Origin of the sequence: Legionella cherrii, from assembly GCF_900635815.1 — a bacterium.
Taxonomy (GTDB): Bacteria; Pseudomonadota; Gammaproteobacteria; order Legionellales; family Legionellaceae; genus Legionella; species Legionella cherrii.
Map to the genome: position 1 here is coordinate 1,264,346 of NZ_LR134173.1, position 23,248 is coordinate 1,287,593.

The window sequence follows — 23,248 nt, forward strand, 5'->3', positions numbered from 1 at the left end:
AAGACCTCTGCAGTTATTTTTCCTTTTTTCCCAAAAGGAAATAGGTTTTTATTTCACCGATCCCTTTCATTTCCACAGTTCCTCGTGGTTCCACAATGAATTCATCTTGAAGCATAAAAGCCATTTTTTCTGAAATATGGATTTTATTAGGAAGAGAAGATTCTTCTAAACGGCTGGCTAAGTTGACCACATTACCCCATATATCGTAAACAAATTTTTTATGGCCTATTATTCCAGCGATTACCGGACCATATGTAATGCCAATGCGCAATTGGAGTTTCATTTGATTTTCTTGATTAAAAGTCAGCAATCTTTCCTGGATGGCTAAAGCATAGTTCGCAATGTTGATCGCGTGTCGTGTTGTTTGTTCCGGAACACCTGATACAGCCATATAGTTATCGCCAATGGTTTTCACTTTTTCTACATAATATTTTTCTGTGAGTTTGTCGAATTCAGCAAATAAGCGGTTTAAAAGATCAACGGTCTTTTTGGCGCCTAATTGTTCTGTCATTTGGGTAAAATTAATAATATCTGCAAACATCACGCTGGCTTGCGGGAATTCGTCAGCAATATCCTGCTCTCCCATTTTCAAGCGTGAGGCAATGGATTCTGGCAAGATATTCAATAGCAATAAATCATTTTCCTCATTTACCCTCGATAATGTTTTTAATGCATGAATAATAAAAAAGAGCATCAGTATTGTTGATAAAAATGAGAGTACGAGTGCCAAAGCGATAATCTTAGACATTTTGGTTTCAATTTTTTCATTCGTTAAGAAGGTTCGGTCATTAACCAGGGTAAAAAATTCCTGTAAGGGCTGCATCACCTGTAATTTGGCCTTCATATAATCCTCATCAAAAAGCATTTGTCTGGCTAATTCGGGATTAGGCTTGTCGATTCCTGATTTATCTTGATGTGTTCCATCAACCAAATTCATCGCTTTAATTTCAGTTTCTGCAAGTTTATTGCTTTTATTTTCTGCTTCGGTCAATAAGGAAAACTCTTTGAGCGTAAAATGATGTTCTAACATCATTGATGCTAACGATTTTGCTGGACCATATGATTGGGGAACATCATTACCAATAACCAAATCCCAGTACAATTCGTCATAATTTACAGGGCGAGGCGAGGTACCGTTGCGTATTGCCAAAGTTTCATAATAGTAATCACGGTATTTTTTCTCACCTGTTATCACATAAAGACGAGACAACTCAGTTAAATCATCGGAGCTCTGACGGAGCTTATTGGCTAATTTATACAATTGATAACGATCGTTTCCATCAATAACTTCTTGAATAGCAATGTACTTTAATACAAATAAACACACGATCAAACTCACAAGCGTGATTGCTAAAAATAAGAAAAAATAGTTTAAAAGGCGCGTATTTTTAAGATGGAATTTTTTTAGCACATATGACTCATGTTCTTTGTCAACTTACTTTGAAGAATAGCTCATTTATGATCGTTGAGCTATTTCTAATAACTCATTTTAAATGCTATTCTTAGTGAAGAAGATAGTTGTTTTATTAAGGAACTTTAGGACGAGTCTTAACTAAGTTCAGGGATTATTTAATGAAATTGTTATTTCTAGGGGCTGGCAGCGGTATAGGAACGGATTTTGGAAACTTCCAATCCAATATGTTACTTATAGCCGATAGTGGTAAAAAACTATTGATAGATTGTGGCACCGATATTCGTTTTTCATTGACTCACGCTGGATATCGTTCTCAAGATATAGATGCGCTTTACGTTAGCCATTTGCATGCTGATCACATAGGTGGAATCGAGTGGCTCGCATTTCAACGTAAATTTGCTGCTCAGAATGGAACTCCTCAATTGATTATTCATGAACACTTGGTGCAGCCATTATGGGAGCATAGTTTAAGTGGGGGTTTGAGAACACTTAATGAAAAAGAAGCAACGTTGAGTGATTATTTTGTGGTTCACATAGTCAAAGATGGTGAAATTTTCAATTGGGAAGGTTTGAACTTGAGTTTAGTTCAGACAATTCACATCCATTCAAATAAGGAATTGATGCCAAGCTATGGTTTGAATATTGGCCATAAAGGAAAATCATTTTTTATCACTACTGATGCACAATTTACCCCAGATCGTTTCAAAAACTATTTTCGAGACGCCACCGTAATTTTTCATGATTGCGAAACATTAGATGTGCCTAGTGGTGTGCATACCCATTTCAATCAATTAGATACTTTGGACCCTAAGATTAAAGCAAAGCTTTGGTTATATCACTACAATGATGGCGAGTTACCTGACGCCAAATCTCATGGCTTTGCCGGTTTCGTTCGTCGTGGACAAGAGTTTGATCTTGGTTAAAGCTATCTAAGTCAATTAAAAAAACATATAATCAAAAACTATGTCATTGCAAAATTATCCTTTAAGATAAAGATCCTTAGGAATTTCTTTTTTTTCAAAGTAATAAGCGGGCACGAGTATCAAAAAAACTCGAGTTTTATTCTTAAAGACTAATTCATTTCATTGATATAATGACTTACTGTTTCAATCGGGGATATGGATATTTATGTGGATTGTATGGATTGCACTTTCGCGACCTTACACGTTTATTGTAATGGCTCTAATGCTTCTCATTATTGGGCCTTTGGCAATAATGCGTACTCCTACAGATATTTTCCCTGACATCAATATCCCCGTTGTGAGTGTGGTATGGAATTACACCGGCTTGCCTCCCGATGAAATGGGTAACCGCATTACGAGTGTGTTTGAACGTGCTGTAACTACTACAGTCAATGATATCGAGCATATTGAATCGGAATCACTGATTGGCGTCAGCGTCATCAAATTATTCTTTCAACACGGTGTTAATATTGATGTCGCTCTAAGCCAGGTCACGGCAATCTCTCAAACCATACTACGCAATTTGCCGCCAGGGACGTTACCCCCCTTAGTCTTAAGCTATAAAGCATCAACCGTTCCGGTCTTACAACTGGTGCTTTCGAGTGCGACCATCCCAGAACAAAAATTAAATGATTTGGGCAATAATTTTCTTCGTACGCAACTGGCAACCGTACAAGGAGCGGCAGTTCCATATCCTTATGGAGGTAAAATTCGGCAAATACAAGTCGATTTAGATTTACAGGCCATGCAAACCTATGGTGTCTCGGCACAAGACATTAATAGCGCAATTCTTGCCCAAAACCTAATTATACCCTCAGGAACACAGAAAATTGGTGAATATGAGTATATTGTCAAATTAAATGGCAGTCCGCTTTCAGCTGTTGAATTAAATGATGTGCCTGTTAAATCAACGCCCGGTCGAGTGTTATATATTCGTGATGTGGCTCATGTACGTGATGGATTCGCGCCGCAAACCAATATCGTAAGGGTCGATGGAAAGCGAGCGGTCATGATGTCGATACAAAAAACTGGAAATGCGTCCACTTTAGATATTGTACATCGGGTAAAGGCTTTATTGCCTAAAGTGAAGGACATGCTTCCGGAAGGACTTAATTTATCAAATTTTGCGGATCAATCCATTTTTGTCACGGCAGCCATTCGTGGGGTTATTGTTGAGGGAGTCATCGCTGCAGCATTAACGGGTCTTATGATTTTACTTTTTTTAGGAAGTCTGCGTAGCACCTTTATTATTACCTTGTCTATTCCACTATCCATCATTGCATCGATTACTGTCCTTTCAGCTTTAGGCGAGACGATTAATATTATGACCTTAGGAGGGTTAGCTCTTGCTGTGGGTATTTTAGTTGATGATGCGACCGTTGCAATCGAGAACATTAACTGGAATTTAGAGCAAGGGAAAGAAGTAGAACAGGCTATTCTTGATGGTGCGAAACAAATCGCCATACCTGCGCTGGTATCAACCTTATGTATTTGTATTGTTTTTGTACCTATGTTTTTTTTAGGGGGTGTTGCTCAATACTTATTCGTACCTTTAGCAGAGGCGGTAATTTTTGCTATGCTGATGTCTTATGTGTTATCACGCACACTTGTAGCTACGCTCGCAAAATATTGGTTACACAAACATGAACTGATGGGCGAGGAGAAAAATAAAAGCCGCATGGCTCGTTTGCATGCACAATTCGAAGACAAATTTACACTGCTCCGTTCCCGTTATTCCGAATCATTATCATGGGTATTAGACAATGCTAAAATTTTTATTCCTTGTTTTTTAGCTTTTGTTGGTGTTTCCATATTATTACTCTGGCCATGGCTTGGTTCAAATTTTTTCCCCAGCGTGGATGCAGGACAAATTAAATTACATATTAGTGCTCCAACAGGGACGCGAGTAGAAGAAACCGCACGACTTGTTGATAATATTGATACAGTGATCCGGCAGGTTATACCTCCTAAGGATTTGGGAAGTATTGTTGATAATATTGGTTTGCCTGTGAGTGGTATTAATTTATCGTACAGTAATTCAGCAACAAATGGTCCGGAAGATGCCGATATCTTAATTTCTCTGAAAGATGGACATCGCCCAAGCCCAGGTTATGTTCACCAGTTGAGATCTGTTTTAAGAGAACGTTTTCCCCAAGTGACTTTTGCATTTTTACCGGCTGATATTGTAAATCAAATCATCAATTTTGGTTTGCCATCACCAATTGATATTCAGGTTATCGGCTTAAAAAAAGAGGAAAATGCTCATCATGCGAATCAATTGATGAGTCAGTTGAAACGAGTTCCTGGCCTTACTGATGTACGAATAAGACAGGCCAATAACTATCCTGAATTTTTTGTAGACGTCGACCGCAGTTTGGCAAATGAACTTGGGTTTACTCAATTCAATGTTGCTTCTGACTTATTAATTACTTTATCTGGTAGTTTTCAGACAACCCCTACATTTTGGTTGGATCCTAAAAACGGTGTTTCTTATCCTATTGTGACGCAAGCACCACAATATGCAATGACTTCGTTAAATGATTTGCTCAATATACCAATCGGAAGTTTGACCACACCGAGCCAAGCACAAATTTTAGGTTCTTTTGCCACTTTGAAACGTACTTGGACCTCTGTGGTTGAGTCTCATTATAATGTTCAACCAGTGATTGATATTTTTGCTTCGATACAAGACAGGGATTTAGGCTCGGTGACAAAAGATATCGAGAAAATTATTCACGATACAAAAAAAGATTTGCCTAAAGGATCATCTGTAGCGATACGTGGACAAATTGATACCAAAGAAAATGCGTTCAATGGATTATATTGGGGATTAGCATTTTCAATCTTGTTAGTTTATTTATTGATTGTTATTAACTTTCAATCTTGGACTGATCCTTTTATTATTATTACTGCATTGCCTGCCGCGATTGCTGGAATTGCTTGGATGCTATTTATTACTCATACGGCATTAAGTGTACCTGCTTTAACGGGAGCAATTATGTGCATGGGGGTTGCAACAGCAAATAGTATTCTTATTATCAGTTTTGCTCGTGATCATCTTGCGGTTGAAAATGATCCAATGAAAGCAGCCCTTGAAGCAGGAAAAACGCGTTTACGACCGGTAATGATGACTGCGCTAGCGATGATAATTGGTATGTTTCCCATGGCGCTGGGGCTTGGGGATGGTGGTGAACAGAATGCTCCTTTAGGACGGGCAGTCATTGGAGGGTTATCTTTTGCGACGGTAGCAACACTCTTTTTTGTCCCTGCGGTTTTTTATGTCATTCATGAACGCAAATTGAAGAAAAAGCAAAGGAAGGATCATGCTTAAAACGATCAAGTCGCAGATACAGAACCACCAACATAAACGACTTATTTTGGCGCTTACTGTTTTTTTATTCATTCTCTTAGTGCTCATTGTTTTACGTGTTTATGCCGCGATAAGCTTGCGCAATGAGACACTTGCAGATGCAGTTCCTGTCGTTCGGGTGATGAAAGCAAAACAAGAAAAAGGATTTGATAAAATTATATTGCCCGGTAATGTTCAGGCCTGGCATGAATCACCTATTTTTGCCCGGACTAATGGCTATGTAAAAAAATGGTATGTCGATATTGGCAGTCGGGTAAAAAAAGGGGATTTGCTAGCTGTCATTGAAACCCCAGAACTTGATGCACAGGAACGCCAGGCAAGGGCAGATTTAAATACAGCAATTGCTAATAATCAACTGGCACAGATTACAGCAAAACGTTGGCTTAATTTATTAAAAACGGAATCTGTTTCCCAACAGGAAACGGATGAAAAGGTGAGCACCGCTGCAGCTCTTGAGGCCGCGATGCATTCGGCGAAGGCTAATTTGCAACGATTACAAGAGTTAGTAGGCTTTGAACAGGTTATCGCGCCTTTTGATGGGGTCATCACGGATCGTGCTACGGACATCGGTGATTTGATTGATGCAGGGAGTAGTTCAACCGCACGACCATTATTTCGTATTGCGCAAACAAGCCCTTTGCGAATTTACGTCAAAATTCCCCAGTATTATTCAGCACGTATCAAACCTGATATGACAGTCAAACTGCATTTTGCAGAGCATCCTAAACAGGTTTTTCCAGCAAAATTATATGAAACAGCACACGCTATTGACCCTAAGACGCGAACGTTACTCGCTCAATTTATTTCCCCAAATAAACAGGGGGAATTATTACCTGGTGGTTATACCGAAGTATGGTTTACTTTACCCGTTCCTCCTAAGACAGTGATTTTGCCAGTTAATACCTTGCTCTTTCGTGCACAGGGATTACAAGTAGCTGCTTTAGGTAAAGACAATAAAATAGTTTTGAAATCAGTAACAATTCGACGTGATTTTGGTGCCACAGTTGAAATTGCTACTGGGGTATCGCCAGGTGACCGAATTGTGATTAATCCTCCTGATTCTATTATCAACGGCGAAGTAGTGCGAGTTGTTTCATGAAAAAGTTGATCAGTGCCGGGGTTCTCCTTTTTGCATTGGTGGGTTGTTCTTTAGCTCCCCCCTATCATCGCCCAGCGATGCCAATCCCTGAACAGTTTAAGGAACCTGGAAAATGGTTGAAAATTAAATCAGCCCCCCAAATTGTTGCTCCTGATGCATGGTGGTTGGCCTTTCACGATCCGGTGTTAAATGATTTGGAACAACAGCTGAGTGTGGCAAACCAAGATTTGAAATTAGCCTATGCCCATTTTCAGGAGGCGATTTCATTGGTTCAAGTTGCCCGTTCGTATTTTTTTCCAACTATTCAAGGATTATTCAATGCGGATAGACAACAAAATTCACGAACCGTTGCAAATCCTCCAGCGACTCCAGTATTTAATCAATTTTTATTAGGTGGTTTTCTTAGTTATGAGCTGGATGCATGGGGTAGTGTTCGCAACACAGTCATCGCCAATGAAAGTAATGCCAAGGCAAGTGCTGCGGATATGGCTTCGATTCGATTAAGTTTACAAGCCGCTCTTGCCACCAATTATTTGGCTTTAAGGGGAAGTGATGAGGCACAACGAATTTTAGACACCACCGTTGTTGCTTATCAAAAAGCCCTTTATTTAACCAAAAAACGTTATCAAGGTGGGGCGGCACCTATATCTGATGTAGACGAAGCTGAAACTCAGCTTGAGAATGCCAAAACAATGGCTGCCGACATGCGCTTACAGCGAGCTCAGCTTGAACATGCGATTGCGGTATTAGTTGGAGAAATACCGAGTAATTTTTCATTGGCCCCTGCAAAATCACCCAGGGTTTTCTTAGCAATAGCCCCTAATTTACCTTCAACTATTTTAGATAGAAGACCTGATATCGTAGCTGCTGAATCTCGAGTTATTGCTGCAAATGCAAATATTGGCGTAGCCCGCGCTGCTTTTTTTCCTGTGATTGATTTAACCGGCAGTGGCGGTTTTCAAAGCAGGAGCTTATCCAATCTCATTTCGAAACCCAGTCTTTTTTGGTCGCTCGGCCCTTTGAGTTTATTATCCTTAACTCAACCTGTAGCTGAAGTGACTCTTTTTGATGGGGGACGATTGCGAGGTCTACTAAATCAAGCTAAAGCACAATATTTCGAAACAGTAGCTACTTACCGACAAACTGTATTAACTGCATTTCAGGAAGTGGAGGATAATCTGGTTGCAATCAATCAGCTTGATAAGGAGTATCAAAGTCAAAAAGCAGCGGCTCGTGCAGCCAAGCGAGCATGGGATCAGGAATTGTATCGATATAAAGGCGGTCTTGTTACTTTTCTGCAGGTGGTGGTGGTTGAAAATGCCGCATTACAATCAAAACTTTCATTAGTAAACATTTATACGCGCCGACAAATTGCCAGTATTCAGTTAATTAAAGCTTTAGGTGGGGGGGCTTTAGAGCTGGGAAAGAAGGGCGCGGCAATCGATAAAGGCAAGAAATAATCCAAATCCAGGCAATTCTTAGTACTTGATGCGAATCACAAGTTGGTGGTCAGACAAGGGGAGGCTGGGCCTAACAGCCCAGCCTGTATTTGCAATAACGTAGCCGTATTAATCGAGATTAATAGTATAAGAGTAGCTACCCATGCCATCATATACTGTATCAATATAACGAATTCCGTTACAGGAAGCACTAACTGTTGGGTGATTCATTAATGGACCATCTTTAATATCAAGCACACACCAATTTTCTGAGTCATAAGCAACGGTAACATGTGCATAGCCACTGCGGCATTGGTATGAATCTAAAATTTCAAAGCTACGTGGGCCAATGATGTGGAGAAACACATCAGCATCGTTAAATCCGCTTACTACATAGATGCCTGGGTGAGAAGTATCGCTTAAACGAAAATAATCTTTATAACCGCACCAAGATTTATCTGCATGAGCATTCATCATCATCAAGCTGGTTGTCGCTAATATCATCCATTTTTTCATTTCAGAACACCTTTTATTGTTATTATTATTAAAACCGAGGGGATTATAGGGAAGTATTGAACATAAAACAATCACTCTGCTGCAATGCCTCCAGATGAGCGGGCATAGGTTGGTTCAGCAAGCCAAATCATTACAAGTAAAATCATAAAAATCCAAGCGGAGAGTCTGAAAATATCGTTCGTAGCGAGCATATATGCTTGATTAATTATTTGGGTGTAAATGATACCAAAACTTTTTAGACCCGAGATTCCTAATGAATGCAATTGATCTATTGCTTGTTGGACTAAAGGATTGTATGCGGTAATTTGTTCTACCAGATGGCTTTGGTGTAGGGCTTCTCTGTGACTCCATAAAGTAACACTGATTGAAGTTCCGAAGCTCCCTCCCAAAATTCGAAAAAAGTTGCCAACGCCTAAAGCACTGGCTAACCGTTCAGGGGGTAAATCGGCCAAAATTAAGGCAATTAATGGGGTAAAGAAAAAAGCAAGAGCAATTCCCTGTATAAATCGAGGTGTAATCAGTTGGATAAACCCCACTTCAGTATAAAAGGTAGACTGCCATAAGCAGGTAAGAACGAAGATAATAAACCCTAAGCTGATAATAATGCGTAAATCAAATTTTCCCATATAGTTACCAACAATGGGGGTTAAAAAAAAGGGTAAAACGCCTACGGGTGCAACCGCAAGTCCCGCCCACGTGGGGGTATATCCCATTTGGGTCTGCAACCATAATGGAAAAATAACTACAGTAGCGAAATAGACCATAAAACCCAAAGTCAGACCTATCGTTCCAATGGTAAAATTACGGTGAGCAAATAAATATAAATCGATAATGGGGTGCTCTTGGGTCAAAAGCCAAATGATTAAAAAACTTAAAGTAATCGTTGAGATAATCGCCAAAGTTAGAATAAATTCTGATTTAAACCAATCGAGATCATTGCCTTTATCTAATAAAACCTGTAAACAACCAATGCCTATGCATAATAAAACCAAGCCTATATAATCAATAGGTAATTTAGTGGTGGGGGTTTCTCTTCCACTAAGAGTGATCATGGTGAAGATTACCGAAAAAATCCCAACAGGAACGTTAATATAAAAAATCCAGGGCCAGGTATAATTGTCAGTAATAACACCACCCATGATAGGGCCAAATATTGGACCTACAACAGCGGTCATTGCCCATATTCCGGTTGCCAATCCTCGTTTTTCGGGAGGGTAATTGGCCAGAAGAATACTCTGTGATAGAGGAATCATAGGGCCTGAAACTGCACCCTGAATAACGCGGAAAAAAACCAGCATTTCCAGATTTATGGATAGGCCACAGAGCACGGAAGCAATGGTAAATAAGGCTGTAGAAAAAAGAAATAAACGCACTTCGCCAAAACGTTTAGCAAGCCATCCGGTAAGAGGCAGCATAATGGCTTGACTTACTGCAAAAGAGGTAATAACCCAAGTTCCATTATCGGGGCTAACACCTAAATCTCCTGCGATAGTGGGGATTGCCACATTAGCAATAGAGACATCAAGGACATTCATAAAAATGGCCAGTGATAAAGAAATGGTCATTAGAGCCAATCTACTGCCAGTTAGTGGAGGACGCTCAGTCATTATACTTTTTTCCTTGGCAAGGACATATCCGGTGAGTTTGCATGTAAAATTTCATTAATAATCGACTCTACCTCCGCGAGCTGCTTCTTATAAACATTGGTTTGAAAGGTAACTTTAGGCTCTGTTATTTGAGCCAAGCGAGTCCCTTTTAAATTATGAATATCAATGGTCACCCGCATGGATAGGCCGAGTTGCAAAGGCGTCTTTTTCAATTCTTCCGGGTCCAAACTAATGCGCACAGGCAGTCGTTGTACGATTTTAATCCAGTTTCCTGTGGCATTTTGTGGCGGAAGTAGGGCAAAGGCTGAACCTGTTCCTGCATTTAAGCCAACCACATGTCCATGATATGTCATTCCAGGATAAGCATCGGCGTAAAGCGTAACGGGTTGGCCCACACGGATGTCATTTAATTCAGTTTCTTTGAAATTTGCATCGACCCAAGTATCATTTAAGGGAACAATCGCTAACATGGCGGAGTTCATAGACACTTGTTGTCCAGGATGGACATTACGTTTCGCTACATAACCCGTAGCAGGCGCAACAATAGTGGCTCTGCGAAAATTCAGGTAAGCCATTTTTAAATTTGTTTTGGCCGTTTCAACTAATGGGTGAGTGTAAAGATGAGAATTTTCAACTAACGCAAGTGCGGCATCAAGTTGATGTAAAGAAAGATCATAATTGGCCTGAGCTGCCTCTAGGGCTGTTTTATAATGTTGCATCTCTTCACGAGATACCGCTCGATTTCCAACTAGACCTTCCCGGCGTTTCAAATCCAGTTGTGCTTTAATCAGATTTGCTTTACCTACAATCACATTTTGTTGTGCTTGTGCGGCATTTTCAAAATATTGGCGGACTTGACGTACAGTTTGTGCTAAATCTGCTTTGGCTCGTTGTAGCGCCACCACATAATCAGTGGGATCCAGTTGAATTATGGTCTGGCCTTCAGTCACCAGTTGCGTGTCATCTGTTTTAATTTTAACGACGGTGCCGGGGACTTGAGGCATAAGTTGAACCATATTCCCGTTCACATAGGCATTATCGGTGGATAGTTTAAATCGTCCCGAAATAAGCCAATAGAGAAACCATATCAGCGCTATAAGTAAAAAAAGACCGCCAAGAACGAGCATCGCAGTCTTGCGTTTACGTAACGTTTCAGCTGTTGGACCACCCTGATCTTTAGATTGGGCTTCAGATTCTTTTATTTCTGCCATAATTTATAGCTCTCCACCTAAGGCTGCTAATAAGGCTACAAAAGCTTGCTTTTGACGCGTTTGTAAATTATATAAAATAGCTTTTTCTTGGACTAATAACTGTTTTAATTCAATAAGTTGGGTGTAATCAATAATTCCTTGAGTATAACGAGCTTGGAGTAATTTGTAATTGGATTCAGTATAGTTTAATGCCTGGTTTTGTGCGGTAATTTGAGCATCCAGTGTTTTCAAGGCAGATAATTGGTCACTTACTTGCTGTAATGAATTTAAAATGGTTTGATTATATTGGCTTACTGCGAGTTCATATTGCGCATAATTTGCTCCTAGATTTGCCTTGCGTGCACCCGCATCAAAAATAGGTAAATCAAAGGCAGCACTCACATTATCATTTTGCAGCCATATATTGAATGCTTTAGTAAAATAGATACTTTGCAGGCTTAACAGACCTTTCAAGTTAATATTCGGGAAGAATGCTGTTTTAGCTACATTGACTTGATGTGCGGCAGCTTCAGTTAAGGCCCGAGCTGAGGCTATATCCGGTCTTTGGGCAAGTATGTTTGCAGGAATTACTGCAGGCAACAGGAGTTGTTTCTTGTTATAAACAAAAGCTGCCGTCTCAATTTGTGTATTCAAAGGGTTTTTTCCCATTAATACGGCTAATTGATGGCGTGACTGCAGTTCAGCGCGTTTGTAATCTTCTATAGATAGTGTGGCTGCCTGAGCATTAGCTAATGCGGTTTTTACTGGAATATTGGATTCAATGCCTTGCTGTTCCCGACCTACGATGATATCAGCAAGCTGTTTTAACAAGCGTGCATTTTCTTTGGCTAACCGTTGTTGAATGATATTATTTTGAATGTCGAAATAAGTGGTAGCAACGGCAGTACTCAAAATGAGCCGAGTTTCAGCGAGATCCATCTGTGCAGCAAAGGCTTCACTGACTTTACTTGCTAAGTTTTCTCTATTTTTACCCCAAAAATCCAGCTCATAATTAAATTTTAAGCCAATGTCTGCAATGTTCGCTTGATCGACTTTGATAGAGTTGATTGGTGGGGGAACTTTGCCATGTATTGGAAAGTATGCCTTTTCCAAATAACCACTTGAGTCTATAAATGGCCAAAGTGATGAATAGGCAATTTTGGCAAGTTGTTGCGCCTGTTGAACTCGAGCTTCAGCGCTGCGCATATCAGGTGAATCAGCGAGTGCCACAGAAACGAGTTGTTTTAATTGTGGATCGATAAGCGGTTTAAGATAATGGATTGATTTTATATTTTTAGGAAGTTTATAACGATGTTTTATTGCTAAGTCAGCTGCATGAAGTGGTTCTGTATTCGTATGGACCTCACCAAAGAGGGAACAGCCCGTTAATGTGAGTGTGATTAATGCACAAATTACAAAAAACGAACGCAAAATTTAGATCCCTTTTGGTTTGATGGAATAAGTACTGTATCAATATTTTTTGAGAAAATACATTGATGAATTTATTTAAAAAATTTGGTATTAATTTTTAATTTTATAAAAATATGGTCTAGAATAATTTACATAAAGAATAAATTTAAAATAAAAAAGGGGAATAACATGCTGAAAAAAATAATCATAGTTAGCATTTGTCTCTCCACACTTGGAATGTTAAGTTCCTGTGGAACTGTTCATGGTTTTGGACAAGATGTATCGCATGTGGGTAAAGACATCCAAAGAGCTTCACGATAATCATTTTTCTCACTCCCTATAGCTAATCCTATAGGGAGTTTGTTTTGTGCTCGTGGGGCTAAATCTTCGTCAATACCAGGATCTCTATGATCACTCCCTAAGTAGGGGTATTACTCTAATTGGAATGGATTGCTCGCCACGAGTTAAAAAATGGTTTATGCCCTCCCAGATTATTTCGTTAAATTATTTCGCTTCTCCACCCATAAATTGAAGTCCACTGATTCTACCGGAGTCGTATTTTGGTCATGATGAAAATTATAGTTTAGCTTTATTGTCACGTTGAAATTTCAGTGTTTTTTCTTAAAAATTACATTGTGATGCAAAAAGAAGAGTCTGAAACTTGATGTTTGTGCGTTCTGTTTTCGGTGTTAAATAATCTCCAACGCACAGAAGTAGAGTTCACCACGAATGGATTGGTTATCCCATCCCAAGGTGTATATTGCTCCATGCTTTGAAAAAAACATAATTTAGGTGAAGATAAAAGAATTTTTTGATCGTATTTTTTACAAATTTTTAACAGCTCTCCTACTTTATTTTGAATTTCTTTAAAAACGTGCTCATCGTCAATTTCTTTATATCCATAAGCTAAAGTAATATGAAATAATCCAGGAACTTTGTTTTCCAGACCTAATTCTTTCGCGATCTGTTGAATAACTTTTTTTTGTTCTTCGGGTATGGATAAAATGAGCTGTAACCCAGAAAAATAGTCTATAGATTCAACTGAAATTGAGGGGGTAAAATTCAATTCAGACAGTTTTTTATTGATTTTTTGAAAAAATGGCAATTTTTTTGATATAAATGAAACCCAATTTTCCTGTGTTTCTTCTTTTGTATACAAATTACAGGTTGTCATATGATAACTGTGACGTGGCAAAGGAGAAAAATAGTCGCAAAGCACAGGGGTGTTTTTAAGAAAATGATAAATCTCGTCCCATAGATTATGATTTGTTTGTCCTACATCAGCAATAATAGTAACCCCGGGAAATTCCAGATAGTTTCCTTGATCATCGATTTTATTCAGGATAGGCATAAATAATAGGTATCAACATGTGGGTCGCTTAATATTTTAACTATCTTGCCAAGAGAAAACAACTTAACTCTTTCCAACCTGCATTTGCTTTTCAGTAACGACTTGATCCTCCATTAAATCATAAAATCTCTGAAGAGATATTAACTCAGGTTTGTGACCGGAGTTATAATTTTTGAGTTCTTGTAGTGTCGCTTCAATAGTTGCTTTTGTCTGTTGCCAATCGCCTTTGCTGAGTTCTGTTATTGCATTGTTGAGATTTTTATTGAGTACTACTTGTCTTTGTGCACCTTGTCTAAAGAATGAAAAATATTCTGATTGAACTCGAGCATCATTTATAGCGATTATCTGTTGTAGTTTTTCCACTAACCTAAAACAATCGGCTGCATGATGTACGTCTTTTTGGGCAACCTCTAAAAGATTCTCTTTTAAATCAGGGCTCAGTTTGGAACTGTTGATTAAGTCAGGTATTGATTCTTTATCAAAAGCTTTTTTCAGACCTTTTAATTCGTCTAGGACAGCAGTTTTTTTCAGCATTTGTTCGTTGTACGCTATTGCTTTATCCAATGCTTTATCAAAGGCATCCTGATTCGTGTTTAAAAATAATTCTTCTAAATCTAAAGTGTCAAAACCATCAATATGAGCGAATTCTTGTTGCGTCTTAGGCAGACCGATGGGGGCAACAAACTCATGTAAGCTATGTCCTCCAGAATTAAACAATAAGGCAGAAACATAGAGTTTTAAAAAAGATCCCAATTTTTCTTTAGATGCTAAAAGAGTCTCGTCAGTCGCTTTTTGGATGTGCTTTATTACTTCGGGTGATATTTTGCCTTCTTTTATAAGTTCAGCAGCTTGCTCCAGAACCTCATTGGTTACTTTACCGGAATCCATAATACTGATAATCAGATCTATTTGATTTTTTTTCGTCGCTTCATCGAGCGGCTTGCTTTGCTCTCCACCATCATTAGGTTTTGCTAGGACATCCATAGAGTCTGCTAATTTCTTAAGCTCTTTAATTTTCGCTAAAGCACGCAATTGGCAGAGCATGGTTCCTGATATTGAGTTTGAGAATGGATGAACCAGGCGAGAAAAATTATCTTGTACCCATTGAGCATTGGTATCATAGCTTGATTGATCGGAAGGTTTCAAAAACTCTTGGGTTTTGGCCATACGTGCTGGATCATCTATAGGCACTGGATCGCGATTTTGTAGAATACCAAGCGCACTTGTCGTTGTCGTATTTTGTAGTACACCTCGGGCAGTCTTTTTCGTAGTAGACTGATTTTCTTTGGCTACTTTTCCTCTGTCCAGGTAGATATCTTCATGATAAATGTCCAAAGGCAATAAATGGGGACCCTGTGAGGCAATAATCATTGCGACGAAAGCAGATGAGACTATTTCAATGATTTTTTGTCTTTGCTCATCAGAAAATTGCCCGAATATTTCCTTGTTTCGTAGTTTTGTTAAATAATCAGCATATTCATGCTCTGTATCATCAGATGGAGCATATTCTCCTCGCAAAACCTCTTCATATAATCCTGCATAAGAGCTGTATGCGGTTCCTTTAATCGCCTCTAAATGTTGGCTCATTTCATCCAATGTAAACTGTCCCAACTGGCTACTTAAAGTTTCATAAGCCAAATGTGTCTCAAAATATCGACGGGAGCTGTCATTATTTATGTCCTCAGGGGACTTAGAGATCTGAAAGCCTGCCAGTGCAGAGTCTTTGAGATACAGGTCGATTGCAGATCGAGTGTCTTCGTTTTTTGCACCGGCTAAGTACAAATGCTTTAATTCGTTAAATTTATCTTTATCATCGTGATATTTTGCGAGGAGCATTAATAATGCTTGTCCTACTGATATCTTCATAAACAGCCATTTATAAAAAAACATTCTTGACTTTAATTAAAGCACATTTTGCAATTATTTTTCATTTTTTGGCTGAATATATTGATTTATAAACTCATAATTCTGATTGGGAGAGTTCAGGTGATGCTTGGATTCTTCGGTTTTTTGCCCCCATTTCTCTCTTGATAAATGGTTGCCAGTGCCATAAAGGAATATCAAAATCATGTGCTTGAAATAACTCATTTAAATGAGAAATCAAGGCCTCTTTTTCTGGTAAATCAGGAGTGATTTGGATGGTGAAGTGATTTAAAGCCTGTTGCTGGATGGTGTAGTCATCAAATTGAAAAGGGAACGATGCCATTTTTTGACGAATCAAATCAGCAAAAATGGGAAATAATTGGTTATTTTGGGTTGCATAACAAATATCACCTACACGACCTTCAATTCCTGCCAGCCGTGTAAAAATGCCTTTTGAAGGTTCCTCAATCAACACATCATCTAAACGATAGCGAATTATCGGTTGAGTGGTGCGCAACAGATCCGTAATGATAGGAACAAACCGGCGTTCATCCAGCCATTCTTTTTCAATAATTAAATATTCTTCATTCATTAATAAATGGTTATTTTCTTTATCACTGATGGCCAAAAAGCCTTCGGTGCATTGATAAACCTGTGCTACCTGACAATTGAAAGCCGTGCTTATAATTGCCTCATCGCGTGGCTCTAACACTTCCGCAACCGCGAATATTTTTTTAGGAGTAATCGATAAGCGGTGTTTTTCCCTAGCTAAGGCCAGTAATACAGAGGTTGGTGCCGATAAAATGGTAGGTTGGATTTCATTTAATCGATCTCGATGGGCTTCGAAATGATCAAGCAAATCAAAAAAATGAAATTGGATTTTTTTGCTTTTACTGAGGGTTGTGTAAAGTTTGCTATTTGCCCTGAGGAAAAAAGCAATGCACTCATTTTTCTTAAATCCTTCGGGTAACGCTTTAGCCAGTAAAATCCCCGCCCAGGCATCGCGCTCTTTCGCATTGGCTAGAAATAAACCGCGATTTCCTGATGTTCCAGAAGAAAGCCCCACTGCAATGCCATTGATTAAGGCAGAGAAATCGCGGGTTTTTTCTGCTTTTAATGCCAATTCCAAGGCGTGGTCTTTTTTGATGTTTGCCGTGTTTATTTCATCAAAATGGTGCATCATTATTTTTTTATTGATAATTGGCCACTCACTCAGGGGCTTATCCAGATAAGGTTGATAAAAAGAAGACTTGGCATAAAGTGGACTTGACTAACTTTTTAAATCTTTTTTCCTGGTAGGCAGACAATTGGTCACGTGATTTAAACCGTTTGCGAAGATAATGGGTTTTAAAATAATAATAAAGCAGCCTCAGTATCATCGTTGATTCTCCAAAAGGCGAGCACGGATGTGTTGACAATGAGAAGGAATAATATCGATTTCTTTATTGTTTTTAAAAAGCTGCTGCAATTTTCTAATGGTTTGCTGGTACGCTTCTTTATTATCATGAATTAAATAAGTCAGATCACTTGGAAAAACGCCTTCCTTAAAAGATTCTTGATGCCAACAACTGTCTGCCACAAAGAACGTTTCTTGGGGCGCCTTAAAATACAGGCCGATTTGACCTTTAGCATGACCTGGCAGAGGAATAGCAATAAGTTGTCCGTCATGAAACAGATCAAATCCAGTGGCAAAGGGTAGCAGGTTCGTTTCGAGTCGTACTTCATGTTCTAATACGACCAGACGTTCATAAAAATCTTTTGGCAGTAGTCCGGGTAAAAATCCCTGCAACAATGCTTTGATTCCTGTTTTATGGCGTATGTCTTCTACCGCTTCGGCATGACAGAATATGCGTGCGTTAGGGAAGTCTTTTAAACCACCAATATGATCTGCATGAAAATGCGAAATCACAATACCCTTGATCTCCGCAGCTTGAATATTTTTTTCCGCTAATTGTTCTTTAAGTGATTTTTTTAATTCCACGGGTGTTAAGCGTCTGTAGATGGAATAAGGAAATTTTTGGGTTAGTGTGTAGAATCGATTGCTGTAGCCTGTATCAAAGAGGATGTATCCTTGCTCTGGGTGTTTGATTAAGGCACAAATTGCTGGATATTCGCGTTGTTTCCAACGCCCTTTTTTTAGGGTCATTCGCTCACAATGTCGGCAATAACCGGCTTCGAATAATTGATACTCTATCATGCTCTTTGATACCACGTTGCAAAACGTTCTATGCCTTGATTAATACTGATCTTGGGTTGATAGCCCAAATCCCTTTGTGCTGCTTCAATATTTAAAGTTTGCCCCATACATAAAACTGCTGCACTGTAGCGAGTCAGACGAGGCTCTTTTCCCAGTTAATGAAAGGTGATGTAGTTTTTCCATTGAGGCTGCATATATTTTTGCAAGCGAGTAAGGAATAAATTTGGGTCGAAAAGGTTTTTGTAATGCCGCTAAAAAGCTCAGTAAGAATCGTGATTAGAGCGGCGTGGCTCAGCATTGGTTATATTGTATTTCTTGCCGCAAAATCGTCGATCTGCCTGTGCTGCAAGCAGCAAACTGTCTACTACATTTTCGACATAAGTAATGTCGATTAGATTTTGTCCAGTACCAATAATGGGCAGAATGCCATTTTTTTCATTTGAAGTATGCGAGGTAAAATGGCGCGATCATAGGGGCCAAAAATCGCACGTGGACGTAAGGTGATCACATCCAAATCGCGTTCTCTATGGGCCTTATCAATGAGGGATTCAGCGAGTAGCTTGGTTTTTACATAATAATTGGCAGGTTTCAGGGGCAATAAGGAGTCTTCTTTTATATTATGTTGTTCCGTGAAATTAAAATAGATACTTGGTGATGAAACATGAACTAATCGGGCATTTGGGGGCGTCGCTGCAATGACATGTTGTGTGCCGAGTACATTGGCGTTATAAAAGTCATTATAACGTCCCCAAGGGCTAGAAAGAGCGGCACAGTGAAAAATGGTTTGGGCATCTTGTGCAATTCCTTTTAACTTTTCTTTATCGAGTAAGTCTACAGCAATGAATTGAGCACCGAATTGGCTAATCAATTTGCCAAGTTGTTCGTTGCGCCCCAAAGCGATGACTTCATAACCGTCTGCTACTAATCGCTGAGTCAAGCCTTAGTCCCAGACAACCTGTGGCACCAGTAACAACGCATACCATATTTAATACTCCATAATTATGCCACCAGCTGCTAAACCAGCACCGGTACCCATTAAGAGTACTAATTGTCCACGGTGTAATTGTTTGCTGTCAATTAAAGTGCTTAATGCAGTGGGGATAGATGCTGCAATTTGATTTCCATGATTAGAATAAATTGAAACAAATTTTTCAGTTGGAATATTCACTCTCTTTTGTATGTGGCGCATCGCCAGCAAGCTTGCTTGATGAGGGATAAACCAATCAATATCACTCAGGGTTAATTTGGCTTTGCTTAAAAGATTTTCCACCAAACTATCGACTAGTTTAGCGGCTAATTTAAATACTTTTTTACCATCCATATAAAACAGACCTTGTTCTAAGTTCTTCAGTGGGTTTTTTGCAGGCAAACGTGTACCACCTGCTTCAATTTGGCAAAAAGTGGCACCAATACTATGCGTTTCATGATGTGATGATAAAATTCGATGTGTTCCATCGCTTTTTTCAAGTACACATGCTGCAGCCCCATCACCAAAAATGGTGCATGTTTCCATGTCTTGCCAGTTTAGTCCCGCTGAAGCAATGTCACTGGACACAATAAGTACTCGTTTATATCGGCCTCCCTCAACGAGATAGGAGGCAATATCCAAGGCATTAATGAAGCTGAGACACGTACTATTGATATCAAAACAAGCAATTCCCGTGTGCCCTAGCCCTAATTGTTTCTGAATTAATGCAGAGGTACAAGGAATTGCTTGCTCACTCACTCCACAAGCACTGATGATGGCATCAAGCTCTGTGAGTTCAATATTGGCTTGCTGTACTGCAATCAATGCAGCCTGTGCTCCCATATAAGAAGTTGTTTCATCAGGGGAAGCAAAGTGGCGTGAGATTAAGCCGGATTTTTTTTGTACACTTCCGGCGGGTAAATTTAGTTGACTATCCAGTTCTGACGATAGAACTTTTTTTCGGGGTAGATAACGTCCCATTCCTGTAATTTTTACAGCAGGCATACTCAATTCCTTCATTGCTTCCATCGTGATACTCGAAATGTTACAGAAATGGAAGATAATAGAAGGGCATTATACTGTGTGGTTATTTGTTAATCAAACATGAAGTGTTGGAATGGAGGTAACAATTACACTGTCAACCCTTTCCAATCCATGATAAATTAACCAGTATTCATTGAATGATTCGCAAAGGATTGTGGTTAGTGTTTAACCTGAGACAACATGTAAGTGTATTTATTTTGGTTTTGCTGAGTACCGTTCTGCAAACCTCGTGTAAGGTTGGCCCTAATTTTCAGTCACCCACGCCACCCAAAGTCAAAAGACTTACGGAAACACCACTACCCAAAAAAACGGTAGGTACTCGCGGTGCAGGTGGTCAAGCACAAGCTTTTATCACTAATGAGGACATTCCTTTATTGTGGTGGGAATTGTATCGTTCTCCTGAAATTAATCAGCTCATTCGTAAAGGCTTAGCACATAGCCCTAATTTAGCTGCAGCATCTGCTGCTTTGCGTCAAGCTCAGGAAAACTTGAAGCAGCAAATTGGCAATTCAATGTTTCCTTCAGTCGATGTGACGAACCTTATGGAAACGCAACGTTACTCCGGTGCCCAAATTGGTATCCCAAATGAAACCGCCATATTTACCATCTATTATACCTCATTTAATTTATCTTATACTTTGGATGTTTTTGGTGGTGCGCGGCGTCAAATTGAAGCATTAGGTGCCCAGGTTGATTATCAGCAATTTCAAGTGATTGCTGCTTATCTGACCCTGACTGCTAATATCGTTACTACTTCAGTGGCCATTGCATCATATCAAGCACAAATTGATGCAACTGTTGACCTTATTAAGGCGGAGCAAGGGATTCTTGATATTTTAAATAATCAGTATCGTTTGGGGGGCGTGTCACAAGAAAATATATTGACACAACAAACCTTGCTTGAACAATCAAAAGCAACATTACCCCCATTACAAAAAAGTCTATCCCAAGCCAAACATACCTTAGCGGCACTTGTGGGCACATTTCCGGATGAACCCTTACCCGTTATTCGTTTAGACCGATTAAAATTACCTATTGAGTTACCGGTAAGCTTACCTTCGAATCTTGTTCGTCAACGCCCCGATGTGCGTGCATCGGAAGCATCGCTTCATCAGGCTTGCGCAAATATTGGCGTAGCAACAGCCAATTTATTCCCGCAATTTACTCTAAATGCCAATGAGGGATGGCTTGGTACTACCTTTTCAGGCCTTTACAGTGCAAAAAATAATGTGTGGTCTGTTGCGCCCCAGGTGATGCAACCTTTATTTCATGCAGGGGCATTACTGGCACAGCGACGTGCGGCGATCGCAGCCTATCAGCAAGCTTGGGCTCAGTACCGACAAACTGTATTGCAAGCTTTTCAAAATGTAGCCGATGTTTTAAGAGGTTTGGAAGTAGATGCGCGCACATTACAAGCGCAAATTAGGGCTGAAGATGCAGCACGCGCTTCCCTAAATCTCACCCTCAAACAATATCGGTTAGGTGGTGTAAGTTATATCAATTTATTAAACGCGCAACAGCAGTACCAACAGGCTCGAATTAATCGTATTCAGGCACAAGCTGCGCGTTACAGTGATACAGCCGCATTATTCCAGGCGTTAGGCGGGGGCTGGTGGCATAAACCTTGGTGCGTCAAAGAGTGTCTATGATGAAAGAGATATTTTTAAAAAAACAAATGATTATTATGTTGGTTGCAGTGGGCATCTTGTTTGGCTTGATTTTTGGTTGGAAGGCAATTGGTAACTATATGATGAGCCAATATTTTCTGCAGATGAAATCACCTGCAGTTACCGTGTCCACGATGAAAGTCGAAACTTCCTTGTGGCAACCTACCCTGAAATCGGTGGGGAGCATGCGTGCACGGCTGGGTGTGAATGTCACAACAGAGCTAGCGGGTATGGTGCAAACAATCTTGTTTACCCCAGGTGCCCTAGTCAAAAAGGGGGCTGTTTTGGCGCAATTAAATGCCGATGCAGAACTGGGACAATTACGGTCATTACAAGCACAGGTTGAATTAGCAAAAATTACTTATAAGCGTGATAAGGCACAATATGCGGTTCGGGCAGTGAGTAGGCAAACGGTAGATACTGATGAGTGGAATCTCAGGAATTTAGAGGCTCAAGTTGCCCAACAAGCTGCAACTGTTCAAAAAAAGACAATACGCGCACCTTTTGCAGGTCAATTAGGGATCAACAACATTAATCCAGGACAGTATCTTAACGTAGGGGACACGGTAACCACATTACAGGCGTTAGATCCGCTTTATGCTGATTTTTATTTGCCACAACAAGATTTAGCGCAGTTAAAAGTGGGACAAACTGTGAAGGTTGTTACTGATACTTTTCCCGAGAAAGTATTTTTGGGAAAAATTACCACTATAGAACCTATTGTCGATAGTGCAACTCGTAATGTGCAGGTAGAGGCGACTATCCCTAATCCTGATTATTTGTTGAAGCCAGGTATGTTTACTCGTGTTGAAGTGGAAACTGGGGCAAAAGAAAGCCATCTAACCTTACCGCAGTCAGCGATTAGTTTTAATCCCTATGGTGATATTGTTTTTTTGGTGAAACAAAGCGATCAAAAAGATAAGAATAATAAACCAATCCTTGTGGTCAAACAGGTTTTTGTTACTGTTGGAGAGACGCGGGGGGATCAAATTGCTGTGCTTAAAGGATTGCATGAGGGTGATATTGTGGTAACCAGTGGCCAATTAAAACTTAAAAATGGTAGTAATGTTCTTATTAATAATAAGATACAGCCCAGTAATGAGGCATCACCAAAAGTCGCTGAGCGGTAATAATGCAATCCCAGTTTAGCTA

General features: G+C 39.6%; 17 protein-coding genes and 1 pseudogene. 7 read left to right on the plus strand and 11 right to left on the minus strand.

Translation table 11 applies throughout. The features are described 5' to 3' along the window. Nucleotides 1-13 precede the first annotated feature (13 nt). Entirely contained in the window at nucleotides 14-1,411 is a 1,398-nt protein-coding gene (locus tag EL022_RS05505; RefSeq protein ID WP_028381353.1) for an adenylate/guanylate cyclase domain-containing protein, read from the minus strand. A gap of 161 nt (nucleotides 1,412-1,572) precedes the next feature. Here EL022_RS05505 and EL022_RS05510 point away from each other — a divergent pair, with 161 nt between their 5' ends. From EL022_RS05510 to EL022_RS05525, 4 genes are all read left to right on the plus strand, one after another. After that, nucleotides 1,573-2,337, plus strand: a complete 765-nt coding sequence (locus EL022_RS05510; protein ID WP_028381352.1) for an MBL fold metallo-hydrolase — start codon at nucleotides 1,573-1,575, stop codon at nucleotides 2,335-2,337. A 205-nt stretch (nucleotides 2,338-2,542) separates the two neighbouring features. Then, nucleotides 2,543-5,707: an efflux RND transporter permease subunit gene (locus tag EL022_RS05515; protein WP_028381351.1), complete on the plus strand. Its 3,165-nt coding sequence runs from the start codon at nucleotides 2,543-2,545 to the stop codon at nucleotides 5,705-5,707. Then, nucleotides 5,700-6,845 (plus strand): efflux RND transporter periplasmic adaptor subunit, encoded by a 1,146-nt coding sequence (locus EL022_RS05520; protein ID WP_028381350.1) that lies wholly within the window; start codon nucleotides 5,700-5,702, stop codon nucleotides 6,843-6,845. Before EL022_RS05515 ends, EL022_RS05520 begins: the two co-directional genes overlap by 8 nt. Further along, entirely contained in the window at nucleotides 6,842-8,305 is a 1,464-nt protein-coding gene (locus EL022_RS05525) for an efflux transporter outer membrane subunit (RefSeq protein ID WP_028381349.1), read from the plus strand. The genes EL022_RS05520 and EL022_RS05525 overlap by 4 nt, the downstream gene beginning before the upstream one ends. 108 nt (nucleotides 8,306-8,413) lie before the next feature. On the opposite strand, the gene EL022_RS05530 is transcribed toward EL022_RS05525, so the two are convergent. The 4 genes from EL022_RS05530 to EL022_RS05545 form a co-directional block, all read right to left on the minus strand. Next, nucleotides 8,414-8,800 (minus strand): hypothetical protein, encoded by a 387-nt coding sequence (locus EL022_RS05530; protein WP_028381348.1) that lies wholly within the window; start codon nucleotides 8,798-8,800, stop codon nucleotides 8,414-8,416. A 71-nt stretch (nucleotides 8,801-8,871) separates the two neighbouring features. After that, a complete protein-coding gene (locus tag EL022_RS05535; RefSeq protein WP_028381347.1) occupies nucleotides 8,872-10,407 on the minus strand; it encodes a DHA2 family efflux MFS transporter permease subunit in 1,536 nt (511 codons plus the stop codon). After that, nucleotides 10,407-11,618, minus strand: coding sequence for an HlyD/EmrA/EmrK family protein (locus tag EL022_RS05540; protein WP_028381346.1), 1,212 nt, complete (start codon nucleotides 11,616-11,618; stop codon nucleotides 10,407-10,409). Before EL022_RS05540 ends, EL022_RS05535 begins: the two co-directional genes overlap by 1 nt. A 3-nt stretch (nucleotides 11,619-11,621) precedes the next feature. After that, complete coding sequence (locus tag EL022_RS05545; protein WP_028381345.1) at nucleotides 11,622-13,028, minus strand: efflux transporter outer membrane subunit; 1,407 nt, start codon at nucleotides 13,026-13,028, stop codon at nucleotides 11,622-11,624. 168 nt (nucleotides 13,029-13,196) lie between these two features. Between EL022_RS05545 and EL022_RS05550 the strand changes: the two genes are divergently transcribed. Beyond that, the gene (locus tag EL022_RS05550; RefSeq protein ID WP_081776882.1) at nucleotides 13,197-13,328 is read left to right on the plus strand and encodes an entericidin A/B family lipoprotein; all 132 of its coding nucleotides are present in this window, start codon (nucleotides 13,197-13,199) and stop codon (nucleotides 13,326-13,328) included. Nucleotides 13,329-13,635: 307 nt separating this feature from the next. Here EL022_RS05550 and EL022_RS05555 read toward each other — a convergent pair whose 3' ends face one another. The 6 genes and pseudogenes from EL022_RS05555 to EL022_RS05580 form a co-directional block, all read right to left on the minus strand. After that, nucleotides 13,636-14,358: a DUF1868 domain-containing protein gene (locus tag EL022_RS05555; protein WP_028381344.1), complete on the minus strand. Its 723-nt coding sequence runs from the start codon at nucleotides 14,356-14,358 to the stop codon at nucleotides 13,636-13,638. A 63-nt stretch (nucleotides 14,359-14,421) separates the two neighbouring features. After that, on the minus strand, nucleotides 14,422-16,224 hold the full coding sequence (locus tag EL022_RS05560) for a hypothetical protein (protein ID WP_241972248.1): 1,803 nt from the start codon (nucleotides 16,222-16,224) through the stop codon (nucleotides 14,422-14,424). A gap of 94 nt (nucleotides 16,225-16,318) precedes the next feature. After that, nucleotides 16,319-17,449 (minus strand): F390 synthetase-related protein, encoded by a 1,131-nt coding sequence (locus EL022_RS05565; RefSeq protein ID WP_338418471.1) that lies wholly within the window; start codon nucleotides 17,447-17,449, stop codon nucleotides 16,319-16,321. 147 nt (nucleotides 17,450-17,596) lie between these two features. Next, nucleotides 17,597-18,418 carry an MBL fold metallo-hydrolase gene (locus EL022_RS05570; RefSeq protein ID WP_028381341.1) on the minus strand — a complete coding sequence of 274 codons (822 nt, stop codon included), beginning with the start codon at nucleotides 18,416-18,418 and terminating at the stop codon, nucleotides 17,597-17,599. Between the two features lie 260 nt (nucleotides 18,419-18,678). After that, nucleotides 18,679-19,355 (minus strand): annotated as a pseudogene (locus tag EL022_RS16300) (NAD-dependent epimerase/dehydratase family protein). Between the two features lie 48 nt (nucleotides 19,356-19,403). Then, nucleotides 19,404-20,390, minus strand: coding sequence for a beta-ketoacyl-ACP synthase III (locus EL022_RS05580; RefSeq protein WP_028381339.1), 987 nt, complete (start codon nucleotides 20,388-20,390; stop codon nucleotides 19,404-19,406). Between the two features lie 200 nt (nucleotides 20,391-20,590). On the opposite strand from EL022_RS05580, the gene EL022_RS05585 reads away from it, so the two are divergent. Together EL022_RS05585 and EL022_RS05590 are read left to right on the plus strand one after the other, a co-directional pair. Next, nucleotides 20,591-22,078, plus strand: a complete 1,488-nt coding sequence (locus EL022_RS05585; RefSeq protein WP_028381338.1) for an efflux transporter outer membrane subunit — start codon at nucleotides 20,591-20,593, stop codon at nucleotides 22,076-22,078. Further along, nucleotides 22,078-23,226 carry an efflux RND transporter periplasmic adaptor subunit gene (locus EL022_RS05590; protein ID WP_035900936.1) on the plus strand — a complete coding sequence of 383 codons (1,149 nt, stop codon included), beginning with the start codon at nucleotides 22,078-22,080 and terminating at the stop codon, nucleotides 23,224-23,226. Before EL022_RS05585 ends, EL022_RS05590 begins: the two co-directional genes overlap by 1 nt. The last annotated feature ends 22 nt before the right edge of the window (nucleotides 23,227-23,248 follow it).

What these genes read in the sequence shown, in the direction of transcription:
- EL022_RS05510 (WP_028381352.1), top strand. Translation starts at nt 1,573, where the DNA reads ATGAAATTGTTATTTCTAGGGGCTGGCAGCGGTATAGGAACGGATTTT.
- EL022_RS05515 (WP_028381351.1), top strand. Translation starts at nt 2,543, where the DNA reads ATGTGGATTGTATGGATTGCACTTTCGCGACCTTACACGTTTATTGTA.
- EL022_RS05520 (WP_028381350.1), top strand. Translation starts at nt 5,700, where the DNA reads ATGCTTAAAACGATCAAGTCGCAGATACAGAACCACCAACATAAACGA.
- EL022_RS05525 (WP_028381349.1), top strand. Translation starts at nt 6,842, where the DNA reads ATGAAAAAGTTGATCAGTGCCGGGGTTCTCCTTTTTGCATTGGTGGGT.
- EL022_RS05530 (WP_028381348.1), bottom strand. Translation starts at nt 8,800, where the DNA reads ATGAAAAAATGGATGATATTAGCGACAACCAGCTTGATGATGATGAAT.
- EL022_RS05535 (WP_028381347.1), bottom strand. Translation starts at nt 10,407, where the DNA reads ATGACTGAGCGTCCTCCACTAACTGGCAGTAGATTGGCTCTAATGACC.
- EL022_RS05540 (WP_028381346.1), bottom strand. Translation starts at nt 11,618, where the DNA reads ATGGCAGAAATAAAAGAATCTGAAGCCCAATCTAAAGATCAGGGTGGT.
- EL022_RS05550 (WP_081776882.1), top strand. Translation starts at nt 13,197, where the DNA reads ATGCTGAAAAAAATAATCATAGTTAGCATTTGTCTCTCCACACTTGGA.
- EL022_RS05555 (WP_028381344.1), bottom strand. Translation starts at nt 14,358, where the DNA reads ATGCCTATCCTGAATAAAATCGATGATCAAGGAAACTATCTGGAATTT.
- EL022_RS05560 (WP_241972248.1), bottom strand. Translation starts at nt 16,224, where the DNA reads ATGAAGATATCAGTAGGACAAGCATTATTAATGCTCCTCGCAAAATAT.
- EL022_RS05570 (WP_028381341.1), bottom strand. Translation starts at nt 18,418, where the DNA reads ATGATAGAGTATCAATTATTCGAAGCCGGTTATTGCCGACATTGTGAG.
- EL022_RS05580 (WP_028381339.1), bottom strand. Translation starts at nt 20,390, where the DNA reads ATGCCTGCTGTAAAAATTACAGGAATGGGACGTTATCTACCCCGAAAA.
- EL022_RS05590 (WP_035900936.1), top strand. Translation starts at nt 22,078, where the DNA reads ATGAAAGAGATATTTTTAAAAAAACAAATGATTATTATGTTGGTTGCA.